Origin of the sequence: Salegentibacter sp. 24, from assembly GCF_004362395.1 — a bacterium.
GTDB lineage: Bacteria > Bacteroidota > Bacteroidia > Flavobacteriales > Flavobacteriaceae > Salegentibacter.
In genome coordinates this window covers 166,872-179,007 of the sequence record NZ_SNWE01000004.1, presented here as the reverse complement: position 1 = coordinate 179,007, position 12,136 = coordinate 166,872, and the positions used below count along the sequence as shown (strand labels likewise).

The following is a 12,136-nucleotide window of genomic DNA, read 5'->3' as shown; positions in this document are numbered from 1 at the left end:
CAGTTTAGCCTAAATCTTCTCCAAATTCTTCAATTGCTTTTTCGCGAAGCGCCTTTATCTCTTGTATTTTATCCTTTGGGGTAATTAGCAACACCTTATCATTGTCTACCACGATAAAATCGTTTAAGCCATCTAAAATCACAGCTTTGTTATTCTGGGTTTTAATGATATTACCAGTTGCATTAACCGGCATCAACCGGCCGTTGACCATGGTATTCTGCTGTTCATCCTGGGGTAATTCATCTTCCAGGGATTTCCAGGTTCCTAAATCATTCCATTTAAATTTAGCAGGAATCACGTAAACGCTATCAGACTTTTCCAAAATGGCATAATCTATAGAAACATTCTGTGTTTTATGATAATTTTCATCCAAAAATGCCTGCTCCCTTGCCGTGTTATAAAAATCATTTCCCCTTTCAAAAAGTCTGAAAGTTTCCGGATGATACTTCTTAAAGCTTTCCAGAATGAAATTCGCACTCCAAATAAAAATTCCAGCATTCCAAAGATAATTCCCTTCTTCCAGAAAAGTCTCTGCCTTTTTAAAGGAAGGTTTTTCCGTGAATTTCAAGACGGGCTTCGCCCCCGCTCCCTTTTCTTTTTTATACTTGATATAACCATATCCTGTATTGGGAAAAGTAGGTTCTATGCCCAGGGTTATTAATTTGTCCTCTGCTGCCACAATAGTAAAAGCTTCTTCAATATTTTCCTGAAAATCAAGATCTCCCTGAATCCAGTGATCACTAGGAGCGACAAGAATTAACGCATCTTTATTCTTTTTCTTGATTTTTAAGGCGCCAAGTAAGATACTGGGCGCTGTATTACGCATTTCGGGCTCAAGAACAATTTGCTTATCCTCTACTTGCGGAAGTTGTTCTTTCACGAGCTCCTTATAATCTTTATGGGTGAGAATTATAATGTTTTCCGTCGGCATCAACTTGGTCAAGCGATGGAAAGTAGTTTGGATCAGTGTTGACCCGGCCCCAAGAATATCCTGAAATTGCTTTGGATACTGCGTGGTGCTCACTGGCCAAAACCTGGAACCAATTCCACCAGCCATCAGTATTGCATAATGATTTGTATTCTTCATAAAAAAGGAATTAATTTTTAAGTAATTCTACTTCCGCATTGGGTTGAAATAAATAAACCTTACCCGTATCCAATTCAAGACATTCGTAGCGTTTTATTCTTCTCTCTCCTTTTTTAAATGTTTTACCATTATAAATTCTAAAGGTTCCTCCAAGAGGAATTTCAAAAATATAATTTTTATCATTTTCAGGATCAAAACTTTTAAGGGCAACCGATAATTTTGCATCAGTATCACTACTGGCTTTGGGGTTTCTAAAATGCTGCGCAATCACTGGAAGTAATACTGCAGGAAAAATCTCCGGTCGTATAAAAGGCAACATGAGTTCCCTGAAAGTAAACTTCCATTCCTGACCATGAGGTTTTATTTGTCTTCCAAATTTTTCAAAAGCCAGTAAATGAGCGATTTCATGAACCAAAGTAATTAAAAAACGGTATTTATTTAAATTAGCATTCACGGTAATCTGTTGGGCACCATTAGGCATCCTTCGGTAATCCCCGTGCCTGGTTTTGCGCTCGTTCACAATTTTTAAATGCACGTTATTAGTCCTTATCATTTCAAAAACAGTAGGAACCGCTCGTTCAGGAATATATCTATCAAGAATTTCTCTCATTAGCTATGGCGTACTATTAGATACCTGCAACAATTTACCATTATAAAATTTATGCCCTGTCAGACTAAAGCTTGCTATATATTCCGCCATATCTTTTGCAGAAAGTGGTACTTTTAAACCTGGAAATGCTTCTTCCAGCATTTCAGTCTGTACAGCACCCAGTGCCAAAACATTAAATGAAGGGCCTTTTTCCTTATACTCTTCAGCCAAAAGTTCGGTCAAAGTAATCACTGCAGCTTTACTGGAACTATAAGCCGAAAGCCCAGGGAATTTTACACTACCCTGAACCCCTCCCATCGTACTAATATTTACCACATGTGAGGTCTGTTGCATAAAAGGCAACAATTTTTGAGTTAATCCAATTACCCCAAATACATTAGTGCTATAAATTTGATGGAATTCATTTGCTGAAATTTCTTCAAAAGGCTTATTGATTAAGGCCCCCGCGTTGTTTATTAAAACATCTACCTGTTTCCATTGTTTTGAAATAAAAACGGAAACTTTTTGTAGATCCGACTCTTTTGACAAATCGCAGGAAATTGTTTTTACATGCTCTAAATTCAATTGAGAAACAGGTTGATCATTTCGAGAAAGCGCCAAAACTCTATGTCCTTTTTCGGCAAAAATCTTCACCATTTCATAACCAATTCCCCGACTTGTTCCTGTTATGACTATATTTTTCATCAATTTAATTTTATTTCCTTTTCAGGGGTATTCGCCATTTTAAGAATTCCTGGAATCACACTTTCGATAACATTCTTCATATGCCCTACATTAAGCTTTTCAGCTTCATCCGCCACGTGATGATAATAATTATAATTGGTAAAATCAAAGGTAGAAATTGTTTGCGCCGGCACATTGAATTGCTCGAAAAAAGGATAATTATCACTTCTTTTAAAAAGGTTATATTCTTGGGCTTGTGGTAAAAATCCAAGCACTTTCTTTCCTGAATACTCATTGAATTTCTCAGCAAAATTAGAGTTTTCATAACCGGTAAGATAACCAAGGTAATCTTTATCCTTCATAGGAACACCAATCATTTCAAAATTAAATAGCGTGTATAGGTCCAAGTCATCTTCCTTTAGTCTTTTTGCAATTTTTTTCGCGCCCTGAAGTCCCATTTCTTCAGCCGAAAATAATACAAACATTATGCTGCGTTTATTATCATCAATTTCAGCAAGTTTTTTGGCAAGTTCTACTACCGCTACGGTACCTGCAGCATTATCATTAGCGCCATTAGCAATTGAATCGCCTTCAATGGCCTTTTGAACCCCAATGTGATCATAATGTGCACCCAGGATAATAAATTGATCTTTAAGCTGAGGATCGTTACCTTCCAGCATACCTACTATATTAAATCCTTCTACACCGTCAATTTTAAAATTATGCCTGTAAGAGTCAAAATATTCCTGAACCCCGCTTTGCTCAAAAATACCTTCAATTTTTTGTGCGGCCATTTCAATACCTTCCGTACCGGTTTGCCGCCCCTTTAATTCGTCTGAAGACAGATAATTCAGTAATTCCTCAACATCTCCTTGCTGAATATTGGTGTTTAAACTGGTTTGCACCGGCGCGGCAGTTTGAACAGATTGGGAATTTCCGCAGGCTGAAACAAGCAGAACCGAGGCTAATAAGCTAAAATTTAATGTGATTTTTCTCATACCGTTAAAGATAAAAAAATCCCGCAAGAGTGCGGGATTTTAATATTTAGTTATTTTTAAGTAACTGAACTCTACGCTAACATGGTTACCGGGTTTTCCAGGTACGTTTTAAGTGTTTTCAGAAAGGCTGCTCCCGTTGCACCGTCTACGGTTCTGTGGTCACAGGCAAGGGTTAATTTCATGGTATTTCCTACCACTATTTGTCCATCTTTCACCACAGGTTTTTCAACGATAGTTCCTACAGAAAGGATTGCAGAGTTTGGCTGATTGATGATACTGGTAAATTCAACAATTCCAAACATTCCAAGGTTGGATACGGTAAAAGTGCTTCCCTCCATGTCCTTTGGCTGCAATTTCTTGTTTCTGGCTTTACCGGCGACATCCTTTACATTATTCCCGATTTGGGTCATAGACATTTGATCAGCAAATTTTAAAACAGGAACTACCAGACCTTCTTCTACAGCCACGGCAACACCCATATGAATATGCTTGGCAATCTTTGTAGATTCACCTGTCCACTGGCTGTTGACACGAGGATGTTTACGAAGTGCCATCGCACTTGCTTTAATTACCATGTCGTTAAAGGAAACCTTCACGTCGGGCATTTCATTAATTTGCTTTCTCGAGGCCATTGCATTTGCCATATCTACCTCTATAGTTAGGTAGTAATGCGGTGCATTAAACTTAGATTCTCCTAATCTTTTAGCAATAGTCTTACGCATTTGAGAATTTTTAATTTCCTCAAAGCTTTCCTCCCCAGCAGGTACATAGGTTTGTAGCGCAGCAGCATTATCTTCTTTTACTTCTTTGGATTCAGCTGCTTTTTCTGATGGTTTATAATCTTCGATATCTTTTTTTACGATCCGACCGTTGCCGCCGCTTCCTTTGACATCTGAAAGATCTACACCCTTGTCTTCAGCCATTTTCTTGGCTAAGGGAGAAGCAAAAATTCTTCCGCCATCCTTAGATGAATCTGAAGATTTTTTGGGAGATGAGTTACCCTCTTCCTTTTTATCAGATTTCTCTTCTTTCTTATCCGTTTTATCTGAAGATTTCTTCTTAGACTTTCCATCTAATGAAATTTTAGAGACATCTGTTCCTTCCGGCCCAATAATTGCCAGCAGGCTATCAACTTTGGCAGTTTCCCCTTCCTCAAGACCAATTTTAAGCAAGGTCCCATCATAGAAAGATTCGAATTCCATTGTTGCCTTATCGGTTTCGATTTCAGCAAGAATATCTCCTTCTTCAACTTTATCGCCTTCTTTTTTCAACCAGGAAGCAACAGTACCTTCTTCCATAGTATCACTAAGACGTGGCATGGTGATAATTTCTACACCTTCAGGAATTTCTCCGTCATCACTATCCCCATCGCTCTCCGCTTCATCTTCCGGCTCATCCTGATCATCATCAGCATCTGACTTATCTTCTTTTTTCTCTTTCTTCTGGTCCTTTTCAGCACCCTTATCACCATTGAGTAATTCCGAAATATCTTCTCCTTCCTCACCAATTATAGCAAGTAAAGTATCTACAGGAGCGGTTTCCCCTTCTTCGATACCTATATGAAGTAAAGTACCTTCATAAAAGGATTCAAATTCCATGGTAGCCTTGTCGGTTTCAATCTCGGCAAGGATATCTCCTTCTTCAATTTTATCACCTTTCTGCTTTAACCACTTTGCAACAACACCTTCTTCCATGGTATCGCTCAAACGCGGCATATTGATTACTTCTGCCATAATTTACTGAGGTTTATGTGCTAAAAACGGATAATCTTCCTGTTCGTAAACAACATCATACATTACGCTCTTTTCCGGGAAATCTGACTCTTCAGCAAATTTCTCACATTCAGATACTTTATCCTTAACGCGCTTGTTGATCTCTTTTATTTCATCTTCTGAAGCATACTTTTTATCCTTAATTACATTCAACACCTTAGTAATTGGATCTAATTCCTGATATTCCGCAACTTCTTCTTTTGTTCTGTATTTTTGAGCATCACTCATCGAGTGACCGCGATAACGGTAGGTTTTCATTTCTAAAAATGTAGGCCCATCCCCTTTCCTAGCCCTCTTAATGGCCTCATCCAAAGCTTCTGCCACTTTTATAGGATCCATGGCATCTACAGGTCCACAGGGCATTTCATAACCATTACCCAATTTCCAGATATCAGTACCCTTAGAAGTTCGAGCTACAGATGTTCCCATTGCATACCCGTTATTTTCTACACAGAAAACTACCGGTAAATTCCATTTCACGGCCATATTTAAAGTTTCGTGAAGAGAACCTTGTCTGGCAGCACCATCTCCTAAAAATGTAAGTGTTACTGCTTCGCGCTTAAAATATTTATCTGCAAAAGCAAGGCCGGCACCAAGAGGAATTTGCCCCCCTACAATACCATGGCCTCCATAAAAATTATGCTCTTTAGAGAAAATATGCATAGAACCACCTAGACCTTGGGAAGTCCCGGTAGCCTTACCATAAAGTTCTGCCATGACTCTTTTGGGATCTACTCCCAAACCTATTGGCTGCACATGGTTACGATAGGCCGTAATCATTTTATCCTTTTCCAGGTCCATTACATGAAGGGCACCTGCCAGGATAGCTTCCTGCCCATTATATAAATGCAAAAAACCTCTTACTTTCTGCTGAATATAAACTTGCGCAAGTTTATCTTCAAATTTACGCCAAAACAGCATATCCTCGTACCACTTTAAATACGTGGCTTTTGTTACTTTCTTCATTTAACTTATTAATTTTAGGCCAGACAGATAGCATTTGCCGGACGGATAACAAAAATACTATTTTCAATAAGAATGGAAAACAGTTTTTAAGCAAAAAATAACGAAAACTTTATAAGACGGAATTATCAAAAATTAAAGGTAGCAAATCTTTTATAGAATTCGCCTTCATAACCTGGCCCCGCTCCCCCATAAAATATACAGCAATTTCAGCACCCTGTTTCACCTCGTATTCTACTAAGGCTTGCCTGCAGGCACCACAAGGAGGCACCGGAGCTTCCACTTTATGCCGCATAGATTTGGCAGAAATGGCAATATTCTGAATGATCGCTTCTGGAAAACTCGCCCCGGCATAATAAATCGCGGTACGCTCCGCGCATAAACCTGAAGGGTAAGAAGCGTTTTCCTGATTACTGCCGCAAATAATTTCATTATTATTTAATGCCATGGCAGCTCCGACTTTAAATTGAGAGTAAGGCGCATAGGCTTTATCACGAGCCACAATTGCTTTTTTCATCAAATGTTGGATAGCCTGCGGCAATTCTTCCAGAGAATCATAAACCTCAAAACTGGTGGTAACTTCAAATGGTTTCATAGTTTTTTTATTGGAAGGGAAAGATAACAGAAACCTTTCAGGGAGTAAATATTAAATTAAACACTTCTTTAGGGAATGTAATTTAATAAACAGGATATTGATCACCAAAATTAAAGGTTAAACCAAAACGAAGTGTTCCTTCTAAAGGACTCGGAACTGGTGAGGTCGAAAATAAATACGAAATATCTATATTCACCTGTTCATATTTAAAGCCCGCTCCAAAAGAAGCAAATCTCCTGGATCCCTTTGTTAGACTTTCACTAAAATAACCGGCGCGAAATGCAAAGGCATTGCGATACATATATTCAGCACCTAGGGCCCAGGTCACCTCTCGAAGTTCCTCCCCAAAACCACCCGGTGCATCACTCCAGGAAGTAAATATTCCTTCTATTGCTCCAATATCATTATACTGAGCTTCATCTTCAGCGTCAATTTCACCATCATTGTTAAAATCCTTTGGAGTAGGAACTAAAAGTTTATTGAATTCAAGATAGGCTCCTAAACGGTTTTCTATATCAAATATAAAATCAAAACCGGTTCCTATTTTAAAATTAGTCGGGATGAAATTTTCCTGGCCTGCATCTTCGTATTTCATCTTAGGACCGATATTGGCAATATTGGCCCCAGCTTTCCAGACCCCATCAAAACCAGAAAAAACCATTTGATCACTTTGATAATAAGCCGCTACATCGACTCCAAAACTATTTGCCGCTCCCAGGTCTTGGTCATCCTGCAAACCAAGATCTGAATGCAAATATCGACCGGCTACAGCCATAGAGAGGTTTTCACTCAGACGTAAAGAATAAGAAAGATCAAAAGTAAGCTCATTAGGATTCACCACTAAAGGTGCCTGTTCTATAGTAGAACGTCTTTCTATACTTCCCAGGCTAAAATAGCGCAAGCTCGAAGCAAAAGCACTTCTATCACTAATTCTCTGGTAGTAACTAATGTTACCAAGAAAAATATCACTTACAATATTACTTAAATATGGAGTATAGGAAACCCCTACCCCATGTTCACTGGGAGCAAAGGCATATTTAGCAGGATTCCATTGCTGAGAAAATACATCAGCAGACGTGGCCACCCCCTGATCACCCATTCCAGCGCCCCTTGCATCGGCAGCTACAAGCAAAAAAGGGACTGCAGTAGTGATTACCCTATCCCTTTCATCCTGGGCATTCATTTCAAACTGAGAGCCTAAAATCAACCCGAGCAATAAATATGTAATTTTTTTCATCATATTAATTAATGATTAACAAATATATACTAATAATCTTGTTAAGAAAAGACCTTCAGTTTAAAATAATTTGAGAGGGTTTGCGTTTAGTAATCTTCTAAACACAAGTATTAAAATTCAGGGCTGATTTATACTAACTATAAAATGGCTCAAATATTGTATGAATTTGATTTTGCTACTTTTTTAAGCACAGTAAGCTCTAATTAAATAAAAATCATTTAATTTTGCTGCTTCCCTGCTCAAAATAGATAGTGACAAGACGTTAAGCAGGAGGTTTCAAGAAACTTTACACTTTCTAAAACCTAAGAAATAAGGGTTTTAAAGAAAAAACCAGCCATTGAGACAACATAAAATAAACTTGTACTTTTAGCGTTAATTACTATATTGCAGAGCCTAATATTTCTACCAAAAGAGATGATGAATATGAGAATCAATATTGCTTTTAGAGCCTTTTTAACCCTCGTTTTTAGCGTTGGTTTAATAAGCTGTAATAATTCCCGCGACTATGAAGATACTTCTAGAGCTACAGGATGGGACATTAATTCAGAGGAAGGCGGATTTCAGTATAACACAGATTATGAAGAACAGGAGGCCGGGCCGGGCCTTGTTTTTATAGAAGGAGGAACTTTTACTATGGGACAGGTCCAGGACGATGTTATGCACGACTGGAACAACTCGCCAACACAGCAGCATGTACAGTCCTTTTATATGGATGAAACTGAAGTTACCAATATGATGTATATGGAATACCTGGATTGGTTAAAAAAGGTATTTCCGCCTACTCAGGAGAACTTCCGCAATATTTACTATGGTGCACTTCCAGATACCCTTGTATGGAGAAATCGCCTTGGGTATAATGAAACCATGGTTAACAACTATTTACGTCATCCTGCATATGCTAATTATCCGGTTGTTGGAGTTAGCTGGGTACAGGCCGTAGAATTCAGTAAGTGGAGAACAGACAGGGTAAACGAACTTTTATTAGAGGAAGGTGGTTATATCAAAGAAGGAGCCCGCTTAACCGACGTGGATGCAGGAACCACCTTTGATACCGAAACTTACCTGAATGCCCCAAGCCAGGTTTATGGCGGAAATACCGAAATAAGCCAGGGTGGAGATGAATCTCAAGAAATGATTGAAAATCAAAACACAGATGCAGAAGGAAATGCGCTAGGTGGACAGACCTATGTTCAAAGAAAAGATGGGGTTCTGTTACCAGAATACAGGTTGCCTACCGAGGTAGAATGGGAGTATGCAGCCCTTGCCTTAGTAGGAATCAGGGATTATAACTTATACCGAGGAAGAAAAAAATACCCCTGGGATGGTCAGTACACCCGCTCAGGTGATGTAAAAGAACAGGGGGATCAATTAGCCAATTTCAAACAGGGCGATGGAGATTACGGCGGGATAGCTGGTTGGAGTGATGATGGTGCCGATATAACCGCAGAGGTGAAATCTTATGCTCCGAATGATTTTGGCCTCTATGATATGGCAGGAAATGTTGCAGAATGGGTTGCTGATGTCTACCGACCCATTGTTGATGATGAATTTAACGATTTCAATTACTACAGAGGTAATATTTATACCAAACATGCAATTAACGAAGATGGAACCATAAAGATAGTTGGCATAGAGGATATTGAATTTGATACCCTGGCAACCGGAAAACTAGTCGCAAGATCCTTCCCCGGAGATATTGCACAGGTCGCAGTGACTGAAGAAGATACTTATATGCGCACTAACTATACCGATAGTGACCAGCGTAATTTTAGAGATGGGGATAAGCGCTCCTCCCGATATTACCAGTCATTTCAGGAAATTGAAGATGATTCCCAACGTATGTATAACTCACCAACTTATAATGTGGATGCAGCAGATACAACCGGGGTGGCAACCCGTGGATATGATACCCAGGACAGGACTACCCTTATTAGCGATGAAGTTAGAGTTTACAAAGGAGGTTCCTGGAGAGATCGCGCCTATTGGTTAGACCCCGCCCAAAGAAGATACTGGCCACAAGGCATGGCTACTGACTATATTGGATTCAGAAATGCGATGTCCAGAGTTGGTTCAAAATCCTTAGATACCAATAAAGAAGCGAGAAACTAAAAAATCTTACCTCCTTAAAAATATGATAAAAGCCCTATTCGTTTAGGGCTTTTTTTATAGCTTTATTTTAATGCAAGTGAATGATTTTAATGAGGCTTAAAAAACACACTATATGAAAACAGCAATAATTCATGAAAGATTTCTGGTAAGTACAGGAATCTCTACCGATACCAGAAACATTAAACCAGGAAGCATTTTCTTCGCTTTAAAAGGAACAAGTTTCAATGGTAATGAATTCGCCACCGAGGCCATAGCAAAGGGAGCAATTTGCGCTGTTGTAGATCACAAAGAAGCTGCATTAAATAATAAAGAATACATCCTTGTAAAAAATACACTTGAGGCACTACAAAGCCTGGCAAAATTCCATAGAAAATTCCTGGGAATTCCCATAATTGGAATCACAGGTAGTAATGGAAAAACAACCACCAAAGAGCTAATTCACCGCGTCCTTTCCAGGAAATATACGGTTACAGCGACTCTAGGCAATCTTAACAACCATATCGGGGTCCCACTTAGTATTTTAGCTATGGACGGGGAAACTGAAATAGGTTTAATTGAGATGGGCGCGAACCATCCCGGCGAGATAGAGTTCCTGGCTAATATAGCATTGCCTGATTATGGTTTCATCACTAATTTCGGAAAGGCACATTTAGAAGGCTTTGGTAGTCTGGACGGAGTTATCCAGGCAAAAACCGAATTATACCGGCATTTAAAGGAAAACAAGAAATTAATATTCCTAAATCTTGATGATGACGTCCAAAGATTGGAAATGAATTATAAACACAACTTTAGCTTCGGAAGTAATAGAAAGGCACAGGTCAAAATAGATTATCCTGATACTACAGATTCCGCCGAATTGATCTTTAATGAAACTAATTTTAAAAGTCAGTTGAGTGGCAGTTACAATGCCAAAAATATGGCGGCCGCATTATGTATTGGTTTGTATTTTAAGGTCCCATTTAACGAGATTAAGGAAGCAATAGAAACCTATAAACCTTCTAATAATCGGTCACAGGTTATAGAACGGAACTCAAACAAAATTTATCTTGATGCCTATAACGCCAATCCAACAAGTATGATGGCGGCCTTACAGCATTTTCAAAATTTAAAAACCGATAACGACAAAATTGTAATTTTAGGAGATATGGGAGAACTTGGTCCTTCCTCAGAAACAGAACATCAGGTCATCGTAAACTTCCTGGAAAATGCTGATATTTCAGAAGTTTATCTGGTAGGCAAACAATTTGGAAAAACTACAACCAACAAACCAAATATCATAAAATTTGATAATACCGAAACCATCAAAAATCATATTTATTTAGCGGAACTAAAAAATTGCAGTATTCTTATTAAAGGCTCAAGAGCAATGGCTTTAGAAAAAATCATGGAGGTGTTTGAACCTACAACTTAATTTCTTTTACATCAATAAATCCGTAAGCGCTTATTTCAAGTAAAATCAATATTAAAGAATCGCCCGGTATGATTTCGGTCACTTTTAATGTATTTACGTTCCCGGAGAGAAAGACTCCCGGCGCGGTCTCCATTTCGTTTTCAAGCTTTTGATTGGCTTTGCTTAAGTGTTCATTTATATGAGGCTTAAGATCTAACTTCATCTTATTTTTAACCTTATTGTAAATCAGGGTATTGGCGAGGGTCTCCAGGGAATTATCAACAAGCCAGTTTTTACTCTGGCCTTCCAGCTCAAATTCTTTTATATCTATCACTTGTTCTACCTCATTGAACCCCAAGGAAAAATGAATCAACAAACTAACTTCCTTATTCTTAAAAAGCGAAGTAAGTGTCTTTAGTTTTAAGTTAAGGGTGATATCAAAATTAGCTTCCTGGCTTTTCCCAAGATCTGCGCCAAGTACTTCAGCATAGTTTTTAACCATACCCTTGGAATCTTCCATTCCTATTTGTTCTCCAACTAATTTTTCCCGAAGCACATTTTCTAAAACCCGGTAACTTAGTTTTACCGGTAAATTGAGTTTTATATTGTCCTGATCTAATAGTTTATTCATAAGTAAGTTTTCAGTAGTTAGCATATACAACTTAAGTTATTTAAGCTTAAATAATCCGAAAACGCAGTTAAATAAATTTAA

10 protein-coding genes and 1 pseudogene are annotated in these 12,136 nt (G+C 38.4%); 2 read left to right on the top strand and 9 right to left on the bottom strand.

The features are described 5' to 3' along the window. Positions 1 to 4: 4 nt before the first annotated feature. The 8 genes and pseudogenes from DET49_RS04335 to porV form a co-directional block, all read right to left on the bottom strand. Positions 5 to 1,087, bottom strand: coding sequence for a mannose-1-phosphate guanylyltransferase (locus DET49_RS04335; protein ID WP_133546869.1), 1,083 nt, complete (start codon positions 1,085 to 1,087; stop codon positions 5 to 7). A 10-nt stretch (positions 1,088 to 1,097) separates the two neighbouring features. Further along, positions 1,098 to 1,697 (bottom strand): SprT-like domain-containing protein, encoded by a 600-nt coding sequence (locus DET49_RS04330; RefSeq protein WP_133546868.1) that lies wholly within the window; start codon positions 1,695 to 1,697, stop codon positions 1,098 to 1,100. 3 nt (positions 1,698 to 1,700) lie between these two features. Further along, positions 1,701 to 2,381, bottom strand: a complete 681-nt coding sequence (locus tag DET49_RS04325; RefSeq protein ID WP_133546867.1) for an SDR family NAD(P)-dependent oxidoreductase — start codon at positions 2,379 to 2,381, stop codon at positions 1,701 to 1,703. Next, on the bottom strand, positions 2,381 to 3,358 hold the full coding sequence (locus DET49_RS04320; protein WP_133546866.1) for a M20/M25/M40 family metallo-hydrolase: 978 nt from the start codon (positions 3,356 to 3,358) through the stop codon (positions 2,381 to 2,383). The genes DET49_RS04325 and DET49_RS04320 overlap by 1 nt, the downstream gene beginning before the upstream one ends. A 71-nt stretch (positions 3,359 to 3,429) precedes the next feature. Beyond that, entirely contained in the window at positions 3,430 to 5,091 is a 1,662-nt protein-coding gene (locus tag DET49_RS04315) for a pyruvate dehydrogenase complex dihydrolipoamide acetyltransferase (protein WP_133546865.1), read from the bottom strand. A gap of 3 nt (positions 5,092 to 5,094) precedes the next feature. After that, positions 5,095 to 6,096, bottom strand: coding sequence for a pyruvate dehydrogenase (acetyl-transferring) E1 component subunit alpha (pdhA, locus tag DET49_RS04310; RefSeq protein WP_133546864.1), 1,002 nt, complete (start codon positions 6,094 to 6,096; stop codon positions 5,095 to 5,097). A gap of 109 nt (positions 6,097 to 6,205) precedes the next feature. Beyond that, positions 6,206 to 6,724 (bottom strand): annotated as a pseudogene (cdd, locus tag DET49_RS04305) (cytidine deaminase); the annotation flags it as partial. A gap of 46 nt (positions 6,725 to 6,770) precedes the next feature. Next, a complete protein-coding gene (gene porV, locus DET49_RS04300) occupies positions 6,771 to 7,925 on the bottom strand; it encodes a type IX secretion system outer membrane channel protein PorV (RefSeq protein WP_133546910.1) in 1,155 nt (384 codons plus the stop codon). Between the two features lie 423 nt (positions 7,926 to 8,348). Between porV and gldJ the strand changes: the two genes are divergently transcribed. Both gldJ and DET49_RS04290 read left to right on the top strand, forming a co-directional pair. Beyond that, positions 8,349 to 10,034: a gliding motility lipoprotein GldJ gene (gene gldJ, locus DET49_RS04295; RefSeq protein ID WP_133546862.1), complete on the top strand. Its 1,686-nt coding sequence runs from the start codon at positions 8,349 to 8,351 to the stop codon at positions 10,032 to 10,034. A 112-nt stretch (positions 10,035 to 10,146) separates the two neighbouring features. Then, on the top strand, positions 10,147 to 11,445 hold the full coding sequence (locus tag DET49_RS04290; RefSeq protein ID WP_133546861.1) for a UDP-N-acetylmuramoyl-tripeptide--D-alanyl-D-alanine ligase: 1,299 nt from the start codon (positions 10,147 to 10,149) through the stop codon (positions 11,443 to 11,445). Here DET49_RS04290 and DET49_RS04285 read toward each other — a convergent pair. Beyond that, entirely contained in the window at positions 11,435 to 12,055 is a 621-nt protein-coding gene (locus tag DET49_RS04285; RefSeq protein WP_166636539.1) for a DUF4403 family protein, read from the bottom strand. The two genes, DET49_RS04290 and DET49_RS04285, sit on opposite strands and share 11 nt — an antisense overlap. Positions 12,056 to 12,136 lie beyond the last annotated feature (81 nt).